General features: G+C 64.2%; 15 protein-coding genes and 1 tRNA gene. 5 read left to right on the top strand and 11 right to left on the bottom strand.

All coding sequences use genetic code 11. The features are described 5' to 3' along the window. Positions 1-24 precede the first annotated feature (24 nt). Positions 25-1,425, bottom strand: coding sequence for a sugar transferase (locus tag CH276_RS02295; protein ID WP_254924264.1), 1,401 nt, complete (start codon positions 1,423-1,425; stop codon positions 25-27). A 229-nt stretch (positions 1,426-1,654) separates the two neighbouring features. Next, positions 1,655-2,362: a GAF domain-containing protein gene (locus CH276_RS02290; RefSeq protein ID WP_094631038.1), complete on the bottom strand. Its 708-nt coding sequence runs from the start codon at positions 2,360-2,362 to the stop codon at positions 1,655-1,657. 168 nt (positions 2,363-2,530) lie between these two features. Here CH276_RS02290 and CH276_RS02285 point away from each other — a divergent pair, with 168 nt between their 5' ends. Together CH276_RS02285 and CH276_RS02280 are read left to right on the top strand one after the other, a co-directional pair. Further along, positions 2,531-3,649 carry an endo-1,4-beta-xylanase gene (locus CH276_RS02285; protein WP_094631039.1) on the top strand — a complete coding sequence of 373 codons (1,119 nt, stop codon included), beginning with the start codon at positions 2,531-2,533 and terminating at the stop codon, positions 3,647-3,649. Positions 3,650-3,698: 49 nt separating this feature from the next. After that, positions 3,699-4,619, top strand: a complete 921-nt coding sequence (locus tag CH276_RS02280) for an alpha/beta hydrolase (RefSeq protein ID WP_094631040.1) — start codon at positions 3,699-3,701, stop codon at positions 4,617-4,619. Here CH276_RS02280 and CH276_RS02275 read toward each other — a convergent pair. After that, complete coding sequence (locus CH276_RS02275; RefSeq protein ID WP_094631041.1) at positions 4,613-8,746, bottom strand: bifunctional nitrate reductase/sulfite reductase flavoprotein subunit alpha; 4,134 nt, start codon at positions 8,744-8,746, stop codon at positions 4,613-4,615. The genes CH276_RS02280 and CH276_RS02275 overlap by 7 nt on opposite strands. Positions 8,747-9,004: 258 nt before the next feature. Here CH276_RS02275 and CH276_RS02270 point away from each other — a divergent pair, with 258 nt between their 5' ends. Continuing rightward, positions 9,005-10,198 carry a L,D-transpeptidase gene (locus tag CH276_RS02270; RefSeq protein ID WP_094631112.1) on the top strand — a complete coding sequence of 398 codons (1,194 nt, stop codon included), beginning with the start codon at positions 9,005-9,007 and terminating at the stop codon, positions 10,196-10,198. Between the two features lie 22 nt (positions 10,199-10,220). On the opposite strand, the gene CH276_RS02265 is transcribed toward CH276_RS02270, so the two are convergent. From CH276_RS02265 to orn, 3 genes are all read right to left on the bottom strand, one after another. Continuing rightward, positions 10,221-10,982: a M23 family metallopeptidase gene (locus tag CH276_RS02265; RefSeq protein ID WP_032394623.1), complete on the bottom strand. Its 762-nt coding sequence runs from the start codon at positions 10,980-10,982 to the stop codon at positions 10,221-10,223. Between the two features lie 314 nt (positions 10,983-11,296). Beyond that, a tRNA-His gene (locus tag CH276_RS02260) sits at positions 11,297-11,372 on the bottom strand. Between the two features lie 77 nt (positions 11,373-11,449). Next, a complete protein-coding gene (orn, locus tag CH276_RS02255; protein WP_082073953.1) occupies positions 11,450-12,061 on the bottom strand; it encodes an oligoribonuclease in 612 nt (203 codons plus the stop codon). 94 nt (positions 12,062-12,155) lie between these two features. Between orn and CH276_RS02250 the strand changes: the two genes are divergently transcribed. Then, on the top strand, positions 12,156-13,880 hold the full coding sequence (locus CH276_RS02250) for a helicase HerA-like domain-containing protein (protein ID WP_032394792.1): 1,725 nt from the start codon (positions 12,156-12,158) through the stop codon (positions 13,878-13,880). Between the two features lie 2 nt (positions 13,881-13,882). Here CH276_RS02250 and cmrA read toward each other — a convergent pair whose 3' ends face one another. Genes cmrA through CH276_RS02235 form a run of 3 tightly spaced genes read right to left on the bottom strand, consistent with a single transcriptional unit; the run spans position 13,883 to position 17,280 of the window. After that, positions 13,883-14,686 (bottom strand): mycolate reductase, encoded by an 804-nt coding sequence (cmrA, locus tag CH276_RS02245; protein WP_094631042.1) that lies wholly within the window; start codon positions 14,684-14,686, stop codon positions 13,883-13,885. Between the two features lie 24 nt (positions 14,687-14,710). Continuing rightward, the gene (locus CH276_RS02240) at positions 14,711-16,756 is read right to left on the bottom strand and encodes an NADPH-dependent 2,4-dienoyl-CoA reductase (protein WP_176459076.1); all 2,046 of its coding nucleotides are present in this window, start codon (positions 16,754-16,756) and stop codon (positions 14,711-14,713) included. Next, on the bottom strand, positions 16,753-17,280 hold the full coding sequence (locus CH276_RS02235) for a PadR family transcriptional regulator (RefSeq protein ID WP_094631043.1): 528 nt from the start codon (positions 17,278-17,280) through the stop codon (positions 16,753-16,755). The genes CH276_RS02240 and CH276_RS02235 overlap by 4 nt, the downstream gene beginning before the upstream one ends. Before the next feature lie 83 nt (positions 17,281-17,363). Here CH276_RS02235 and CH276_RS02230 point away from each other — a divergent pair, with 83 nt between their 5' ends. Continuing rightward, the gene (locus CH276_RS02230; RefSeq protein WP_094631044.1) at positions 17,364-18,686 is read left to right on the top strand and encodes an MFS transporter; all 1,323 of its coding nucleotides are present in this window, start codon (positions 17,364-17,366) and stop codon (positions 18,684-18,686) included. On the opposite strand, the gene CH276_RS02225 is transcribed toward CH276_RS02230, so the two are convergent. Further along, positions 18,677-19,507, bottom strand: coding sequence for an alpha/beta fold hydrolase (locus CH276_RS02225; RefSeq protein ID WP_094631045.1), 831 nt, complete (start codon positions 19,505-19,507; stop codon positions 18,677-18,679). The genes CH276_RS02230 and CH276_RS02225 overlap by 10 nt on opposite strands. Before the next feature lie 29 nt (positions 19,508-19,536). Then, positions 19,537-20,187, bottom strand: a complete 651-nt coding sequence (locus tag CH276_RS02220; protein ID WP_254924267.1) for a TetR family transcriptional regulator — start codon at positions 20,185-20,187, stop codon at positions 19,537-19,539. Positions 20,188-20,252: the final 65 nt, after the last annotated feature.

Raw genomic sequence — 20,252 nt, 5'->3', positions numbered from 1 at the left:
GGTCGTGTTCGGCGTAGACCACGATCAGTCCTCGGCGCGCTTCAGAACGGCGAGAACCGTGAGAAACAGGATCTTGACATCGAGCCACACCGACCAGTTCTCGATGTAGTAGTTGTCCCACTCGGCGCGGTCGGCGATGGACGTCTGTCCGCGAAGGCCGTGCACCTGTGCCCATCCCGTAACACCTGCCTTCACGCGATGCCTCTCTCCGTACCGACGGATCTGCATCTCGAACAGGTCGACGTACTCGGGGCGCTCCGGCCGCGGACCGACCAAACTCATGTCGCCGCGAAGGACGTTGAGCAGCTGCGGAAGTTCGTCCATCGAGGTCTGTCGCATGATCTTTCCCACGCGCGTTCGTCGATCGACACCTTCGACGCCGCCGGGCGCGTCACCGGCCTTCCGCTCGAACTCGGCGTCGGAGGCACGGGGAGGCCGCATGGAACGGAACTTCAGGCAATCGAACGGCAATCCGTCGCGCCCGATTCGCTCCTGCTTGAAGAAGATCGGTCCAGGGGAACTCAGGCGCACGAGCAGCATCAGCGTCAGGAAGACGGGGGAGAGCAGCAGTAGGCCGAACGCGGTCAGAACCCGATCGAGAACTCCCTTGAGTGCGAACTGCCACCCCTTGGGGTTCACGTGCGGTAGCACCATCAACGGCAGACCGCCGATGTGCTCGACGCGGGCGTTGACACCTACTGCGTCGTACAGCCTCGGCACCACCCACACTCGCATGCCGAGTCGATGCGCTGTCCTTATGGCACCGAGGAGCTCCCGATCCTCCGTCGGTGCGAACGCGACGATCAGTTCTTCTGCTGCCGTTCTGCGAGCGATGGTCTCGAAGTTGCTCGGAACTCCGAGGTGAGGCAGATCGGCCGGGTCGCCCGCCGAGGACAGGTCGGCGACCGGTGCCTCGCCCACGTAACCGACCGGAAGCAGACCGTACTCCGGGAATTGCCGTGTCCGTGAAACGAGTTGGTGGGCAATCGGATCGTTGCCCAACACGATGGTCGGTGCGGCGGAGCCGTACCTGGTTCGAATCAACCGCTGCACGACGACACGGATCAAGCGAGCAACGGCGATCGTCGCGGCACTCGCCACCCAGATTCGCAGTACGACGGCACTCGGCCGATAGTCGGTGTCGGCCACGAACATCGAGACCATCAACGCCAGTGATGCGAATGCGACGGCGGTTTCGGCCGGCCCGATCTCGTCGAGGAAGTTGCGCCGGAGTCCGCGGCGATACATCGACTTGGCGGCGAGGATGCCGACGAGGAGCGGCAGGAAAAGCCATGGCAGCCAGCCGGTCTCGGTGAGACTCCCCGAATACCACAGCAGTGCTGCAACCACGGCCACGACAGCAGCGAGGACGTCGACGGCCACGGTGATCGCCGAGTGCCACGGATCGACTCGGAGTCGATCCACGAGTGTTCGAGAGTCTACGACTGTGTCCGCCTCGGCAGCCCGAGAGCTGGTGCGCAATGAATCCAGGGTTTTGGGCACATCTACTTCCGGTGGCTAGTTCGGATCGGTGGTCCCGAATATCCCTTTTAATGTATACCGGGACGAAAGAGGCAACCCGGTCGACTTGTCAAAAAAACTCGAAGTCGGTTGTGGGCCGAAAAATGCTAATACCCGATGGGTATTTCGCCGGTTATTCGAAAATTCGCTCGCGAATGATCCACGCCAAATCCTGCAGTATCTGTACGTGGCCGGTAGTCCATTGACGGGGCTGCTGATCCCATACACAGAGGGTTCCGACTGAATGGCCCTCGTCGTCGGTGAGCGGGACTCCGAGGTAGGACACGAGCAGGTTGCCCTGCACCGACGGGTGATCCTTGAGCATGTCGTTGAGCCGTGCGTCCTCGACGACGAGTGGTTGTCCGAGGTCGATCGCGTAGCGGCAGATCGATCCGTCGAGAGGAACCTCCTGCGCGCCACCGAGTTCCGCAGGCAGCCCGAGAGCGCTCTTGAAGTACTGACGTTTGTCGTCGAGCAGCGAGAACGCAGCCGACGGAACGCTGAGGGCATCGGCCACCATGGCGACGACCCGGTCGTACCCGGCGTCGGAGTCGGTGTCCATCAAGCCCGTTCGGGTCACTGCGGCAAGCCTGTCCGGGTCGTCGATCGGGGTGCCGAACACTCGGGTGGCCTCGATCGGGTCGACACCGTTGTCCACGCCCTCCTGTAGAACTCGAAGCAGCGCACCGACCTCGGAATCGGGATCCTCGGACAGCTCTCGCACGATCTGATCGACCACAGCGCGTCGAATGTATGCCTCGGGGGACAGACCCGACTTCTCCGCTTGTGTGGCCAGCAACTCGTTCAGGCGGTCGTCGAAACCGGGAAATCCTGTTGTCATTGTCCAGATGGTAGTACAGGCCGTGACGTCTCACCGACGCCCGAGTCACTGCATTCCATAATTCGGTTTTCGGCGTGGTTCTGCGGCCGAGGACCGAGACAAACCCAGCTGCGAAGCAATATTGCCGGTATTCGATTTCGAATTCACCGAGGTTGCTAACATCTGCCGATGAAACCGAGTTCACCGCGGCGAGCGGCAACCGCGCTTGTAGTCGTGTTGTTGTCCCTGGCTGCCGGGTCGATGCCGGCGGCCGCATCCGTCCTGCGGGAGCAACAGGTACCGGGGGACAATCCGCCGTGTTCGCGGCAGTCGGATGCCGTTCGGATCGGAGTGTCACCGGGCGCTTCGATAGGTGCGCTGTCTCCGACGGATCTGGATCGAGAACTGACGCTCGCCCGCGACGCGGGGTCCTTCGCGGTTCGTCTCGACATCGATTGGTCTGCCATCGAGTCGACGCGGGGCAGGTTCGACTGGAGCCGAACGGATCGGGTGATCGATGCCGTTGTGGCCCACGGGATGTGCGTGCACGGCATCGTCGCGTACACACCGCGATGGGCACGTGTAGCCGGTGCCGTCAACGATTCGCACTCCCGTCCTGCGAACCCTGCGACCTTCGCTGCGTTCGCCAAGACCGTGGTTCAGCGGTACCAGAGCCGAATCAAGATATGGGAAGTGTGGAACGAGCCGAACATCGTGACGTTCTTCAAGCCCGTTCCCGATGTGGCGGCCTATTCGGCGCTGCTTCGAGCGACCTACACGGCGATCAAGCAAGTACAACCCGATTCCACCGTGCTCGCAGGCGGGATGGCACCCTCCGAGGACAAGGACGGCAACATCGCGGGTACGACGTTCCTGTCGAAGATGTACGCGCAAGGATCCAACAAGTACTTCGACGCCTTCAACGTTCACCCGTACACGTGGCCGTACCTACCCAACGACCCGGACACAGCGTCGTGGAACACCGCCATGAAGATGTGGTCCATGCGAGACACCATGATCGCAGGCGGCGACAGCGGCAAGCAGATCTGGATCACCGAGTTCGGTGCGCCAACCGGGACCGCACCCAACAGTGTCAGCGAGCAGGTGCAAGCGGACAGCATAGGGATCGTTCTCGATGCCGTCCTCGGCAACGACTGGCTCGGACCGGCCTACGTGTACAGCCTGCGCGACGCCGGCACCGACACAGCAGACACCGAGCAGAACTTCGGCTTGGTGCAGCGCGACTGGACGCCCAAGATCGCCTACGGACGCGTCGACGCCTACGCCGCCGAGCACTCCGGACGCTGATCGACCGACTCTCGGCCATTGCTTCGACCTGGTGAGCTATTGTCTGCGCATGAATTCGCAGCCGGGGGGCTCGATCCCAGATCGCATCGATGTCACGTTCGATTCTCACGGTGACGCCTGCGCGGCGTGGCTCTATCTTCCGAGGGACACCGGCCCGGCTCCGGTGATCGTGATGGGGCACGGCCTCGGCGGAACTCGGGAGATGCGGCTCGACGCCTATGCCGAGCGCTTCCGCGCCGCGGGATACGCCTGCCTGGTATTCGACTATCGCTACTTCGGGGCCAGCGGCGGCGAGCCACGACAGCTGCTCGACATCGACGCGCAATTGCAGGACTGGGCCTCGGCTATTGCTCATGCCCGCTCACGTGCAGATGTGGACAACTCCCGAATCGTGTTGTGGGGCTCATCGTTCGGCGGTGGTCACGTCATCGTCGCCGCCGCCCGAGACCAGCAGGTCGCGGCAGTGATCTCGCAGTGTCCGTTCACCGACGGAATTGCCTCGGGACTCGCGTCGAACACCTGGACATCGATGAAGCTGTCCGGCCGGGCACTGGGTGACCTGGCAGGTTCGGTGATCGGTCGACCGCCGCTGATGGTGAACACAGCCGGACGACCCGGGACGACCGCGCTGATGACCTCACCCGACAGCTACGACGGTTACCTGGCACTCGCGCCGGACGCCGACGAGACCTTTCACAATCGAGTCGCAGCGAGAGTTGCGCTGCGTATCGTGCGGCACCGGCCCGGGCGTCGGGCCAAGGACGTTCGGTGCCCCATCCTGTTCGTCGTCTGCGAAACGGACTCGGTTGCGCCGGCGAAGGCCACTCTGCGCTACGCGCGTACGGCACCGCAGGGCGAGATCAAGACCTACGACGCCGGTCACTTCGAGATCTACCTGGGTGAGGCGTTCGAGCGAGTGGTGGCTGATCAGATCGAGTTCCTCACCCGCACGGTTCCATCGACTCAGTAGACGTCGCGTACGTATCGCTTCTCTGCGGCAAGGGCTTTGACGTAGGCCTCGGCACTGCTGGGAGCGAGTTTGCCGTGTTGTGCCACCACGCCCTTCAACGCGGCTTCGACGTCTTTCGCCATTCTGGACGCATCGCCGCACACGTAGAAGTGGGCACCGCGGTGAATCCAGTTCCACAGCTCGGCCCCGTGCTCGCGCATCCGATCCTGGACGTAGACCTTGTCCTTCTGATCGCGCGAGAAGGCGACGTCCAGGCGGTTCAGCGACCCGTCGCTCAGCATCGCAGTCAGTTCGTCGCGATAGTAGAAGTCCGTGTCGGCGTGCTGTTCACCGAAGAACAGCCAGTTGTGGCCGGTGTGCCCGAGTGCGCGACGCTCGTGCAGGAAGGCGCGGAACGGGGCGACGCCGGTACCCGGGCCCACCATGATCATCGGGGTGGTGGGGTCGTCCGGCGGCTTGAAGTGCGAGGTCTTCTGCACGAAGATTCCCACATCGTGGTTCGACGCATGGTCGGCCAGGTAGGTCGAGCACACGCCACGTCGCGGAACTCCGTGCACGTTGTACCGCACCGCCGAGACCGTCACCTGTACCTCGTTGGGGTTCTCCTTCGGACTCGACGAGATCGAGTACAGCCGTGGCTGCAACGGTTTCAGAACTCCCAGCCAGTCGTCCACCGAGGCTCGAACCGGGTGTGCAGCAAGCACGTCGATCGATTGACGACCCCACATCCAGTCGGACAGTGCATGCTTGTTGTCGGGATGCAGCATCGCCTCGAGATCGTCGTCCGCAGTCCGTCGATGGACGAACTTCAGCAGATCCGGTGTTGCACGGGCGATCTCGAGGTGGCGGCTCAGCGCCGTGCGCAGCGACATCGAGCCGTGTCCGGCGAGGTCGACGGCTGCATCGCTGTCCAGGCCGGTGGCGTCGAGCCACTCGTCGACATAGGCATCGCTGTTTCGCGGCCACACTCCGAGCGCGTCGCCTACCTCGTACTCGAGCGTGCCGTCGGGCAGATGGAATCCGAACTGACGGACATCCTTGACCGATCCGCGTGCGGTCAGTACCCGATTTCGTACGAGAGTCGTCACCAGCGGTGACTTCTTGCTGTACCGCTCCGGCTCCGCGCGGGTCTGCGGAACGGTGCGGGCAGACTCCACCCGTGCTTCCTCGATGGTGGTGTCGTCATCGCGCCGAAGCAGATCGACCACCGCATCGAGCCACGCCGCCGCCTCGCTCTCGTAGTCGGGCTCGCAGTCGACGCGCTCGAGCAGTCGCCGGCCACCCAGCTCGGCGAGACGCTCGTCGATCCTGCGTCCGTGGCCGCAGAAGTCCGCATAGCTCGAGTCCCCGAAAGCGAGTACGGCATAACGGATTCCCGGAAGCGTCGCCGCGGACTCGGCGGCGAGGCTGTCCCAGAACGTCGCACCGTTGTCGGGCGCTTCGCCGTCACCGGTGGTACTGCTGACGATCAGCACATCGGCCTCGGCGGGCACACGATCGACGGTGAACGTATCCATCGAGTGTTCGGCTATCGTCAGACCGGCTCCCCGCAGGTGGGCCAGGCAGGACTGGGCGTACTCCTCGGCGGTGCCGGTCTGCGAGGCCCAGAGCAGCAGCACCGGGCGACCGCCTGGATCAGCAGTATCGGCCGATACGCCGGAGACAGCACCGTCGGTGTCGGGCCTACGCGAGAACAGTCCTGCGAGAACGCCGTCGAGCCATGCGTGGGTCTCGGGGGACAGGGGAGTCTGCGACGGCAGGGTGGGCGTTCCGGCGGCGCTGCGGCCCGCCTCACTGCCCAGACCGTCGAGAAGTCCTGCGATGTAACGCTGCTCGATTGTGGTCAGGGGTTCCGAAGGGCGCGCAGGGCGGCCGACGATCGTGGCGAGTGCATCGACCGGATCGTGGGAATGCTCGTCGTCCGCGGGTGAGGGTGATCGGGCTGCAACAACTCTCGTGAGCGTGACAGCGCACGCCTTGAACTCGGGTTGTTGAGAATACGGATCGATGGCGTCGTTGGTGACGGCATTGATGGCGAGATACTCACCGAATTCGTCGTTCCAGTGGAAGGGTGCGAAGCAGCTGCCCGGGAGCACTCGATCGGTGACGACGGCAGGGAGGACGGCTCGGCCTCGGCGGGACGCGACCTCGACGCTGTCGCCGTCGATCAGACCGAGCCGATCGGCGTCGTGTGGGTGCACCTCGACGAAGGGCCCGGAATCGAGTTTGTTCAGTTTTGCGACCTTGCCGGTCTTGGTCATGGTGTGCCATTGGTGCGGCAGGCGCCCGGTGTTGAGCAGAAACGGGTAGTCGTCGTCGGGCATCTCCGCAGGCATCATGCTGGGCCTGGCGAAGAACTGAGCGCGACCGCTCGGGGTGGGGAAGGACAACGCGGGGATCGAACCGTCCTCGGCCACCCGTCGTCGTTGGCTGACCCCGTCGTTGAGGTAACGGATCGGGTGCCGGGTGGTCGACGCGTCGGGCGGACACGGCCACTGGATGGGACTTTCGCGTAGGCGATCGTAGGTGACTCCGCGAATGTCGTAGCCGGTGTTCGGATTCCAGAACTGCTTGATCTCCTCGAACACCTCCTCGGCGCTCGAATACGTGAAGGCATCGGAGTACCCCAGCGCGCACGCCATGTCGGCGATGATCTTCCAGTCCGGCAGCGCACCGCCCGGTGCCTCGAGCGCCGGTTGGAACAGCGTGAGGTTGCGTTCGGAGTTGACCATCACTCCGTGCGCTTCCGTCCACAACGCAGCGGGCAGCATCACATCGGCGTACTCGTTGGTTTCGGTATCGGCGAAGGCATCCTGAGTGATGACCAACTCGGCGCGCTCGAGACCGTCGATCACCGTCGTTCTGTTGGCCACCGAGGCAACCGGATTGGTGCAGATGATCCAGCAGGCCTTGATCTCACCGGCAGCGAGCTTGGCGAACATCTCGATGGTTCCGCCGCCGACATCGGTGCGCAGAGTTCCACGCGGAACGCCCCATCGATCCTCGACGAATTCGCGGTCGCCGTCGTTGACCACCGCTCGCTGTCCCGGCAGCCCCGGGCCCATGTATCCCATTTCCCGTCCGCCCATGGCGTTCGGTTGACCGGTCAGTGAGAACGGGCCGCTACCGGTCCTGCAGATGGCACCGGTCGCCAGATGGAGGTTGCACAGCGCATTGGTGTTCCAGGTTCCGTGCGTCGACTGGTTCAGGCCCATAGTCCAGCAGCTCATCCAGTTCTCTGCGCCGCCGATCATCGCGGCGGCGGCCCGCAGGTCTTGCTCGGCGAGACCGGTTGCGGCGCAAACCTTCTCCGGGGTGTAGTCGCTGAGGAACTCCGGCATGGCGTCCCACCCGTCGGTGAACTCCGCGATGAACTCGGGGTCGATGTCGCCGTTCTCGACGATGAGCGCGAGCAGACCGTTGAGCAGCGCGAGGTCCGAACCCGGTTCGAGTTGCAGGTGCAGGTGGGCCTTGTCCGCGGTGGCGGTGCGACGGGGGTCGACGACGATCAGCTTCGCGCCTGCCTTGACTCGGTCCATCATCCGCAGAAAGAGAATGGGGTGACAGTCGGCCATGTTGGAGCCGATGACGAAGAAGACGTCGGCGTGGTCGAAGTCCTCGTAGGATCCAGGCGGGCCGTCGGCACCGAGCGACTGTTTGTATCCGGTTCCCGCGCTCGCCATGCAGAGTCGGGAATTGGACTCGATCTGGTTGGTGCCGATGAAACCCTTGGCCAATTTGTTCGACAGGTACTGGGCCTCGATCGACATCTGCCCCGAGACGTACAGCGCGAGCGCATCGGGACCGTGTTCGTCGATGATCGCTCGCAGCCGCCGGGCGGTGTCGTTGATCGCCACCGACGTGTCCGTGCTCTCCGGGCGCTCGCCGCGGCTGTGCCGGATCCGAGCCTTCTCGAGCCGTCCGGGTCCGGCGAGCATGTCCGCGGTGGTGGTTCCCTTGGTGCACAGTCGGCCGAAGTTGGCCGGGTGAGACTTGTCGCCGACGGATTTGGTGACGACAGGCCTGGTCGTGGTGGTATCGGAGGTCAGGGATGGGCCGCCGACCTCGAGCACCATGCCGCATCCCACGCCGCAGTACGCGCAGAGTGTCTTCACCGTGGTGACCATGCATTCCACAGTGCCCGGCCCAGGGTGCGCCGTCATTACACCTCAGTTAGCCGGATATGACGTTGTCCTCACCGTGCTCCGCCGAAGGCGGTGATGCGCGCCCGAGGAACGCAGGAAGCGGACGTGAGGTAACACGAACTTCCCGGTCTGCGATTGGTACTCGAACGTTACTCATCGAACGGGCTGTCGAGTGGAGTGTCCGATTCTTCGCTGGCACAATCGTCCCGGTCGGGCACGAAGTGGGAAGTGGTGTGGTTCATGAGGGTGTATTGCGGATTCGTCATCGCCGCGGTGGGAGTGGTTGCTTCGGTGGCAGTCCTGTCGGGATGTAGTTCTGCTTCGGACATCTCCGAACCGTCGGTGCCGATCGATTCCAACCCGATGACCGAGCTGATGAAGCCGAAGCTGACCTCCAGCGTTCTCGACGGTGCCGTCGGATTCTCGCCGGCGGACCCGGTGACCGTCTCGGTCGCCGACGGCAAATTGTCCTCGGTGACCATGCTCAACCCGGAGGGCGAGCCGGTCTCGGGTGCGATCTCGCCCGACGGATTGTCGTGGACCAACACCGAACCGCTCGGCTACGACCGCGAATACCGAGTTCAGGCCGACGCATACGGACTCGGGGGAGCGTCGAGCACCGTATCGAGCTTCACCACCAGCCAACCCGGCAACTTCACCAAGCCCTACGTATTGCCGAACCCCGGCGACGTCGTGGGTATCGGGCAGCCCGTCGCGGTTCAGTTCGACGAACCGATCACCGACAAGATCGCTGCGCAGAACGCGATCACCGTCACCACCACGCCCGCCGTCGAGGGCGCGTTCTACTGGGTCAACAACAAAGAAGTTCGCTGGCGTCCGCAGAACTACTGGGCACCGGGCACCAAGGTCGACGTGGCGGTGAACGTGTACGGGCGCGATCTCGGTGACGACATCTTCGGCCAGGAGAACGCCACGACGTCGTTCACGATCGGTGACGCCGTCATCGCCACCGCCGACGACAACACCAAGCAGGTGACGTTCAACGTCAACGGCCAGGACGTCATCACCATGCCGACGTCGATGGGCAAGGACAGCACCCCCACCGACAACGGGGTCTACATTATCGGCGACCGCTTCGAGCATCTCGTGATGGATTCGTCGACCTACGGCGTGCCGGTGAATTCGTCCAGCGGATACCGCACTCCGGTCGACTGGGCGACGCGAATGTCCTACAGCGGCATCTTCTTCCACTCCGCACCGTGGTCGGTGGGACAGCAGGGTTATTCCAACGCCTCGCACGGGTGCCTGAACCTGAGTCCCACCAACGCGAAGTGGGTCTACGACAACACCAAGCGCGGCGACATCGTCGTCGTGAAGAACACCGTCGGCGGAACGTTGTCGGGTACCGATGGCCTCGGTGACTGGAATATCCCGTGGGACGAGTGGAAAGCCGGGAACGCCACCACCGTCTGATCTCGGACCCGGCCCGGCCGCATCAGCTACGGTCGCGAGTCTGGTACAACGACGGGTCGATACCCAGGGTCTTCAGGTACGCCACCGGTTCGATGCTCGAACCGTTGTTGCGTACCTCGAAGTGCAGATGCGGTCCGGTCGAATTTCCGGTACTGCCGACTGCGCCGAGTACGTCGCCCGGTGCCACTTCGTCTCCGACGGCGACGGCGATGCTGGATTGGTGGCCATAGTAGGTCTCGGTGTTGCCGCTCTTGACTCGGACGAGCTTGCCGTAGCCGTCGCCTGCGTCTCCGGCTTGAACGACGGTTCCACCGGTCACCGCGTGGATGGGCGTTCCGCTGTCTGCGGCGAAGTCCACGCCCTGGTGGTACTGCGCTCCGTTACCGGTCGGGTTGTTACGTCCGCCGTAGCCCGAACTGATGCGGTACTTGCCCGCGTCGATGGGGAGCACCGCCCCGCCGAGCCCCACGGTCGGGGGCGCGGTCGGGAGTTCGATCTCGGGCAGGTCTGCCGTGGACGGTGCGTCGGCGACGTCGGGTGCAGAGAGAACGTCGCTGTCCAGAACGATGGCTGCGACCTGATTGATGAGCACGCCTGTGGCGTCGAGAACGGCAGCGAGAATGGCGGCCCGTTGCTGCGCATCGGGCTGCGGTATGGGGATCTGAGGTAGTTCGATCGTGGGTTGAGCGGTGGCCACCGCCGGGCTGAGCACGCCGGTTGTGCCGATGCACAGTGCTGCCGACAAGATCGAACCCGCTATGACTCTGTGCATTCTGCGACCCACGAAAAGCCTCCTCGTCTGCGTCCTCCGCGCACCGTCGGATGGGTGCGCGCAGGACGTAAGAACATGTTCGGTGACGCTTCGGGGCACGCTGAACTCACGTAGCAAAAAACACATGAATCACATTGGTACTTTTCTTCCCCAAAAGTGCCATTGGTAACCGTACGTCACATTAACCCCACAGGAAACCTGAAAGTTGAATTACAACAACGTAATTCGAGGTCAGGGTGGATGTGGGGGTGACGGGGCGGCCCTCTGGGCTGGGTGATGGACGCACGAAAAAGGCCGGTCTCGCGAGGAGACCGGCCTTGTTCGTATGGGGTGAGTGACGGGACTCGAACCCGCGACACCCAGGATCACAACCTGGTGCTCTACCAGCTGAACTACACCCACCATATGCGCATCAGCAGAACCGTTTCGGGCTCTCCATCAGCAGCGTCGACAATACTAGCGGGTTGAATCCCGGGTTGCTAATCCGCCCCTGCTTGCGTGTCGAGATCGTGAACGACCGCGGCGATATCGCTGGTAGAGGGCCCTGGCTGCGCCACGAATGCCGTGCGGCGGTAGTACTGCAGCTCTTTGATCGACTCCTTGATGTCTGCCAGAGCCCGGTGGGCAAGGCCCTTGGGAGGCTGTCCGTAGTAGATCCGCGGGTACCACCGGCGGGAGAGTTCCTTGATGGAGCTCACGTCGATCATGCGGTAGTGGAGGTAGGTGTCGAGCGCGGTCATGTCGCGGGAGATGAACCCGCGATCGGTCGCGATCGAGTTTCCGGCGAGTGGAACGGTCCCGGCCACCGGGACATGCTCCTTGATATACGCCAGAACGCGCTGCTCGGCTTCCTCCAGCGTCACCGTCGACGCCCGCACCTCGTCGGTCAAGCCCGACTTGGCGTGCATGTCGGTGACGACGGCAGGCATGTTCGCCAACGCGTCGTCGTCGGCGTGGATGACGATGTCGACACCCTCCCCGAGGATGTTGAGCTCACTGTCGGTCACCAGCGCCGCAATTTCGATCAGCTTGTCCTTGCTCAGGTCCAAGCCGGTCATTTCACAATCGATCCACACGAGTTTGTCCTGCACTCGCACCACACTAGTGCGAGCTGCGATGCCACTAGGGTTTGCGGTGGCGATCGAGCCAGATCAGCATCAGCACACGTTCATGGAGGACGCGGACATGACAGTCGACCCGACGCAGCCGGAACCTACGCTCAGCCCGGCAGAGAAGGCGAAGGCAGCCAAAGCCGCAGCCGTCGAAGCAGCACGGGTCGCAGCCGAAGCGCTGGCCGCCGCCGACGCCGCCGAAGCCGAAGCGCTGGCTGCGGAAAAGGGGCAGCCGCAGGCATCGACCGGCAGAGCCGCCGAGATCGCCGCCGGATACGCCTCGGAGGGCGCCGCGTTGGAATTGGGAACCGTGGTGCTGGACGGCGTCACCGATCCGTCTGCCCGCATCCGAATCCCGTTGGCCACGTTGAACAGACACGGCCTCGTGGCCGGAGCCACCGGAACCGGAAAGACCAAGACGTTGCAGGGTATTGCCGAACAGCTGTGCGCCGCAGGCGTCCCCGTGGTCATGGCCGACGTCAAAGGTGACCTGTCGGGCCTGTCGAAGCCAGGAGCGGACAACGAGAAGATTCGCAGCCGAGCAGCGGACACCGGTATTGCGGACTGGGCTCCCACCGGCCATCCGGTGGAGTTTCTCTCGCTCGGCACCGAGGGAATCGGGGTACCGGTCCGCGCCACCATCACCGCCTTCGGGCCGATTCTGCTCAGTAAAGTGTTGGGGCTGAACACCACTCAGGAATCCACCCTGGGCTTGATCTTCCACTGGGCCGATTCTCAGGGGCTCGCCCTGCTCGATCTCAAGGACCTGCGATCGGTGATCATGCACCTGACCAGCGACGAGGGCAAGGCCGACCTGAAAGGCATCGGCGGCGTCTCCTCGGCAACCGCAGGCGTCATTCTGCGCGCGCTGGTCAACCTCGAAGCAGACGGCGGCGACACCTTCTTCGGCGAGCCCGAGCTCGAGACCGAGGACCTGCTGCGAGTCGGGCCGGACGGACGGGGCGTCATCACGCTGTTCGAGCTCGGAGCGCAGGCAGCACGGCCGGTGATGTTCTCCACCTTCCTGATGTGGGTGCTGGCCGACCTGTTCCAGACTCTGCCCGAGGTGGGCGATGTCGACAAACCCAAGCTGGTCTTCATCTTCGACGAGGCGCACCTGCTGTTCGCCGACGCGTCGAAAGCATTTCTGCAGCAGGTGGAGCAGACCGTCAAGCTCATCCGCTCGAAGGGGGTCGGCGTCTTCTTCTGCACGCAGCTACCCACCGACGTCCCCAACGACGTTCTCTCCCAGTTGGGAGCGCGAATTCAGCACGCACTGCGCGCCTTCACACCCGATGATCAGAAGGCGTTGAACAAGACGGTGCGCACGTACCCCAAGACCGACGCCTACGACCTCGAGAAGGCACTGACGTCCTTGGGTACCGGCGAGGCCATCGTGACGGTGCTTTCGGAGAAAGGTGCCCCGACGCCCGTGGCCTGGACCAAGATTCGCCCGCCGCGCTCGTTGATGGACACCATCGGCAACGACGCCATCGCGGCGGCCGCGTCGTCGAGCACACTGTCCGCGAAGTACCGGGAAACGGTCGATCGTGAGTCGGCCTACGAGCGGATGAACGCTCGCGTGGCCAACGCGCCCGCTCCGGCCGAGAAGTTCGACATCCCGCCGCTGCCGGCCGATCTGCCGGATCTACCGCCGAGCGAGCCGGACGGCCCGTCGGCTGCCGAGCGCATCATGGGCAACCCTGCCGTCAAGAGCTTTCTCCGCTCGGCCGCCTCGGCTGCCGGGCGGGAAATTTCGCGCAGCATCTTCGGGACCGGACGTCGCCGCAGGCGCTGAGATCAGTTGCCCAGCTTCTTGTAGAAGCTGCCGATGATCGGAGCGGAGATGCTACGCGGGCTGTACTGCCCGGCCGCCGACATGCCCTTGCTGAGCAGGCCCGGTACGACGCGCATCTTGTTCTTCGCCAGGCCGTCGAGGGACAGCTTCGCGGTGTAGGCGCTGTCGATCCACAGAAAGTCGGGAACCATCTTGTCCACGATCGAGGCCTCGGCCGGATCGGGTGTCTCGGTGCGGACCGGTCCCGGAGCCAGCAGGGTGACGTTGACGCCGGTGCCCGCGAGCTCACCGCGGAGCGATTCGGAGAACGTGTTGACGAAGGCCTTGGTCGCGGCGTACGTCGCATTGTTGGGGATGGCCATGTTGCCTGCCGCCGAACCGGTGATGAGGATTCCACCTGCTCCGCGGCCGATCATGCCGGGCATGACGGCCAACGTGAGGTCGTGTACCGCAACGGCATTGAGCTCGACCTGATCACGCTCGTGCGCTGGATCGAGACCGGCCACCGGTCCGAACGTCGCGATACCCGCGTTGTTGCACAGGATCGAGATCTCGCGCTCGGCCAGCTCGGTGACCAGTTCCTGTCGCTGCTGACGATTCGACAGATCCGACTGACGCACCTCGACGGTCACGCCGTGCTCGGCTGTGAGCTTGGCAGCCAATGCCTCGAGCAGCTCGCCGCGTCGGGCCACCACGATCAGGGAATGTCCACGGGCGGCGAGTTCGGTGGCCAGGGCTTCACCGATTCCGGAGGAGGCTCCGGTGACGACGGCGCGGGCATCTGGACTGGGCTTGGGCAGGCTCACGGTGAGACAGGCTAGCGGAAAAGATCAGATCGTGGCCGCGAGCCGGGTGCCTTGCTCGATGGCCCTCTTGGCGTCGAGCTCCGCTGCGACGTCCGCACCGCCGATGACGTGTGTGGTGGTCCCCGCGGCCTTCAGTTCGTCGACCAGGTCGCGTACCGACTCCTGGCCCGCGCAGATCACGATGGTGTCGACCTCGAGAACGCGCGACCGTTCGTGCTTGTCACCGAAGGAGATGTGCAGCCCCGCGTCGTCGATCTTCTCGTAGTTGACGCCCGAGAGCTGATGCACACCTTTGGCTTTCAGCGCAGCGCGATGGACCCAACCGGTCGTCTTCGCCAGCCCGGCCCCGATGCGTCCCGACTTGCGTTGCAGTAGGTACACCTCACGCGGAGACGGTGCGGGCACCGGAGTCGTCAACGCCCCCGGCGCGGCCTCGGGCTCGGTGACGCCCCATTCCTGCTTCCATTCCTTCAGATCCAACGTGGGGGAGGCGTCGGTGGTGAGGAACTCGGAGATGTCGATACCGATACCGCCGGCACCGATGACCGCGACCCGATCGCCGACGGGCCTGCCGTCGCGCACCAGTTCTGCGTACGACAGCACCGACGGATGCTCGATGCCGGGGATGTTCGGAATCCGGGGAGTGACGCCGGTGGCGAGTACCACCTCGTCGAACTCGCCCGCGACCAGTTCTGCGGCGGTGACCCTGGTGTCGAGGTGCATTGCGACGTCGGCGGAGCGCAGTGCGCTCGAGAAATACCGGATGGTCTCGGCGAATTCCTCCTTGCCGGGAATGAGCCGCGCGATACCGAACTGTCCACCGATCTCGCTTCTGGCCTCGAACAGGCTGACGGCATGTCCGCGTTGCGCGAGATTGAGTGCGGCAGCCAGGCCTGCGGGTCCGGCTCCGACGACCGCGACCTTCTTGGTCTTCTTCGTCGGCAGCAGCTGCAGGTCGATCTCACGTCCGGCACGAGGATTGACCAGGCAGGAGACCTTCTTGTGGACGAACGCGTGGTCGAGGCAGGCCTGATTGCAGGCAATGCAGGTGTTGATCCGGTCCGCCGAGTCGGTCGCGGCCTTCTCGACCCAGAACGGATCTGCGAGCATCGGCCTGGCCATCGCGATCAACTGTGCGTCGCCGCGGGCGAGGATGTTCTCGGCGATCTCGGGCATGTTGATGCGATTGGACGCGGCGACGGGGATGGCCACGTGCTTCTCGAGCTTGCCGGTGATGTCCGCGAATGCAGCCCGCGGTACCGAGGTGACGATGGTCGGCACTCGCGACTCGTGCCAGCCGATGTCGGTGTTGATGATGTTCGCACCCGCGGCTTCGACGTCCTGCGCCAGTGCGACGATGTCGTTCCAACTCTGGCCCTGCTCCACCAGATCGGCCATCGACAGCCGGAACACGATGAGGAAGTCCGGGCCCACGGCCGCCCTCGTCTGCCGCACGATCTCCACGGCCATTCGCCGGCGGTTCTCCGCCGAACCGCCCCACTCGTCTCGTCGCTTGTTGGTGCGCTCGGAGAGGAACTGGTTGATGAAGTAGCCTTCACCGCCCATGATCTCGACACCGTCGTATCCGGCGCTCTGGGCGAGCCGAGCGCAGCGCACGAAGTTGCGGATTTGCCAGCGGACGCCCCGCGAGGTCAGTCGCCTGGGCCGAAAAGGGTTGATGGGGGCCTTGATCGACGACGCCGAGACGCTCAGCGGCTGATAGGAATAGCGCCCGGCATGAAGGATCTGCAGTGCGATCTTGCCGCCCTCGCGGTGCACGGCAGCGGTGATCCGTCGATGTCGGCGGGCTTCGATGCGATTGGTCAGCTTGGCCCCGAACGGCAACAGCCAGCCGGTGCGATTGGGGGCATAACCCCCGGTGATGATGAGTGCGACTCCGCCGCGGGCACGCTCGGCGAAGTAGGCCGCCAATCGGCCGGTGTCGCGGGCGCGATCTTCGAGGCCGGTGTGAATCGATCCCATGATCACGCGGTTCTTCAGCGTGGTTGCGCCGACATCCAACGGCGACAACAGAATCGGATACGGGCCAGCGGTCTGCTCGATCGTCACAGCTTCTCCAATACCTCGGTGCACCACTCGGTGAATCCTTCTTCGACGCGAATTCCGCCGCGCAGCACCAGATATTGATGCAGCGCGGTGCCGGTGAGGGCAGCGGGAGCCGGAAAATCCTGTTTCTCGATCAGTCGATAGACGTCGAGGCGGGTGGCATGTACATCGCGATGGCGGGCGACCTCGACCTTGAGAGCCTCGATGTCGCCGTTGGCCGCACCGCGGATCTTGACGGCCAGCTCCTCGCGTAATTGCGAAGGGTCGGTCGGCGCGGCGATCCAGCGGTCGAGTTCGGCCCGGCCCGCAGCGCTGACGGAGTACACCTTCTTGTCCGGCCTGCCGTCCTGCGCGACCGCCTCGCCGGTGATCCACCCGGCCCCGCCCATTCTCGTCAGAGTCCGATAGATCTGCTGATGCGTTGCGCTCCAGAAGAACCCGATGGACTTGTCGAAGCGACGGGCGAGCTCGTATCCCGAGCCGCTGAGCTCGGTCAGGGAAACCAGGATCGCGTGTTCCAAAGCCACACCCGAGAGTATGTATGCAACGCGGTGCTTATGCAACTAGGTGCACCTGGGCGCGAGTCCGACGCGGACTAGTGTTGCCAAACATGGGAACCCAGCCGGAGGCCGCTGTCGTCGGAGTCGCCACAACGCGCAAGCAGGTCACCGCCTGGGGGTTCTGGGACTGGGGCTCGGCGGCGTTCAACGCCGTTGTTCTCACGTTCGTGTTCTCGGTGTATCTCACCGATGCAGTCGGCGACGACCTACCCGGTTCGATCTCGGCCACCACCTGGTTCAGTTGGACAATTGCCGTGTCCAGCGTTGTGATCGCGCTCCTCGCACCGGTCTGCGGGCAATACTTCGACGCGCGTGGCAAACGCAAGTGGCTGCTCGGAGTGTTGACCACGCTGACGGTCGTCGCCATGGCAGGCCTGTTCTTCGTCCGAGACGACTACCACTATCTCTGGCTGGGCCTGCTGCTGCTCGGTCTCGGGTCCATCATGTTCGAGCTGGCCAGCATCCCCTACAACTCGATGCTGCGGCAGGTCTCCACGCCGGAGAACATCGGCCGGGTATCCGGGTTCGGTTGGTCCATGGGCTATTTCGGCGGAATCGTACTGCTGCTTCTGTGCTACGTCGGCTTCATCGCCGGCGACGGCGACACCCGCGGGGTTCTGGGTCTGAGTACCGACGGTGGACTCAACATCCGACTCGTCGCGCTGCTCGCTGCCGTGTGGTTCGCCGTCTCGGCCGTCCCGGTGATGTTCTCCGTTCCCGAAGTGCCGCGAGCCGTCGCCGATCCGAAGGCCGCCGAAGCCGGGTTCGCGGCCTCGTACCGTGTTCTGTTTCGCGATGTCCGTGAGCTGTGGAGCGCAGACCGGCGCGCCGTGTACTACCTGATCGCCAGTGCACTGTTCCGAGACGGACTTGCAGGTGTCTTCACCTTCGGGGCCGTTCTCGCCGTCAGTGTCTACGGCATCGGTGCGGGTGACGTTCTGCTGTTCGGCGTCGCCGCCAACGTCATCGCAGGCCTCGGTGCCATCGTCGCCGGGCGGTTCGACGACAGAATCGGACCCAAGAAGGTCATCGTCTTCTCGCTCACGTCCATGATCGCGGCCGGAACCGTTCTGCTGTTCGTCTCGGGACCGACGATGTTCTGGATCTTCGGGCTGATCCTGTGCCTGTTCGTCGGACCAGCGCAGTCGTCCGCTCGCACCTTCCTGGCCCGGTTGGCTCCGCCGGGACGAGAAGGTCAGTTCTTCGGACTGTTCGCGACGACGGGTCGTGCCGCGTCGTTCCTCGCACCGTCTCTGTTCGGCCTGTTCGTGTGGATGTTCGACGCCGACCGCGCGGGTATCGCCGGGTTGATCATCGTTCTCGCTGCCGGTCTGCTGGCGTTGCTGAAGGTGCGGGCTCCGGATCAGGTCTGAACGGAGTCGATACGGGCCAGGATCTCGGCCGTGAGTTCCCGTGGGGCTTCCTCCGGGATCCAGTGCGAGATGCCGTCCAGTTCGACGAATCGGTATGGTGCATCGACGAATTCGCCGCAGCGCTCCGCTCCCGCTCGACCGATGGCGGTGTCGCCGTTGCTCCAGACGTATGTGGTGGGCACGGTCACCGGCAGCAGGTTCGCGAACTCTCTGGTCATCGCGGCATACCAACTCGATGCGGCCGTCAGCGCCCCGGGGACGGTGAGATGACGAACGTACTCGTCGTCGAGGCTCTCGGCACCGAACATCGCGCGCAGACGCTGCGCGTCGTTCTCCACCAGAACTCGCTCGGCCTTCTCCGGCTCCCGAAGCAGGCCGAAGTACTTCGACCGCTCCTGCTGATCCGGATCCTCACGGATGGCCCAGTTGAATGCAGCCGAATGCGGGACCGACGCCGTGGTGAGCGTGCGCACGCGGTCCGGATGCTCGGCCGCCACGTGCCAGGCGACCACCGCACCCCAGTCGTGTCCGACCAGATGCGCCGAGGGCACCTCGAGTGCGTCGAGCAGGCCGAGAACGTCGCCGGTGAGACGTTCGATGCGATAGTGCTCGACACCGATCGGGCGGGCACCGGGGGAGTAGCCCCGCTGGTTCGGGGCGATCACACGACAGCCTGCGTCCACCAAGCCTGGCGTCACCGCGGTCCACGACGCGTTGGTCTGCGGAAAGCCGTGCAGTGCAACCACCGGAACACCGTCCGACGGACCCGATATCGCAACGTCGAACACGTACTCGCCGACTCGTACCTCGGTCATGAACATCCCTTCGCGGCCGTCTCGTTCTCGAACGGTCAAGCCCGTCGTGGTTCCCATCGGCTCATTCCGAGCATGATCATGCGGATCTGCTTCTCGGTCCGCTGAATCAGGTCCTTCTCGTTCTGACTACCCGGCCTGTCGATTTCCAACAGTCCGACCACCGCGGTGAGCATCGTCGAGACGAGTAGGTCGGCCGTCATCTCGAGGTCGGCGACGTCCCACTGCTCGAGGCCGGGCATGCGGGAGAGGTCGATGGTCAGCTCGCTGACGAACAGGCGTAGCTCGGTGGCGAAGGCGCGCCGCACCTCGGTGACGCCGCCGTACCGTTCACGACTGAGAAATCGGAACTGATCCTCGTGGGTACGAACCTGGCGGACCAGGATGCCGAAGGATTCGGTGGCGGTCGTGGCGCTCGGGTTGCGTCGAGCGTCGCGCAGCATCTGCCGCAGCATGCGCATGCTGTCCTCGACGAGCGCGACGCCGAGGTCCTCCATGGACGCGAAGTGTCGGTAGAACGCGGTGGGGACGATGCCGGCGGATCGGGCGACCTCACGCAGGCTGACGCTGGCGAAAGAGCGCTCGCGTAGCAGGTCGAGGGTGCCCTCGATCAATGCCTGACGCGTGCGTTCCTTGCGCTCGGCACGGGTCCCCGGTTCTGTCACAACGTCCAGTTTATGGGCGCGCATTCTGTGATCTCCCTTCCGGTTCCTTCCCGACACCCACGGAACGGTCGATTCGCTCTGTAACGGCT

Source organism: Rhodococcus sp. 06-470-2 (assembly GCF_002258235.1).
In the GTDB taxonomy this organism is placed as follows: Bacteria; Actinomycetota; Actinomycetes; order Mycobacteriales; family Mycobacteriaceae; genus Rhodococcoides.
This window is presented reverse-complemented; position numbering and strand designations above follow the sequence as displayed.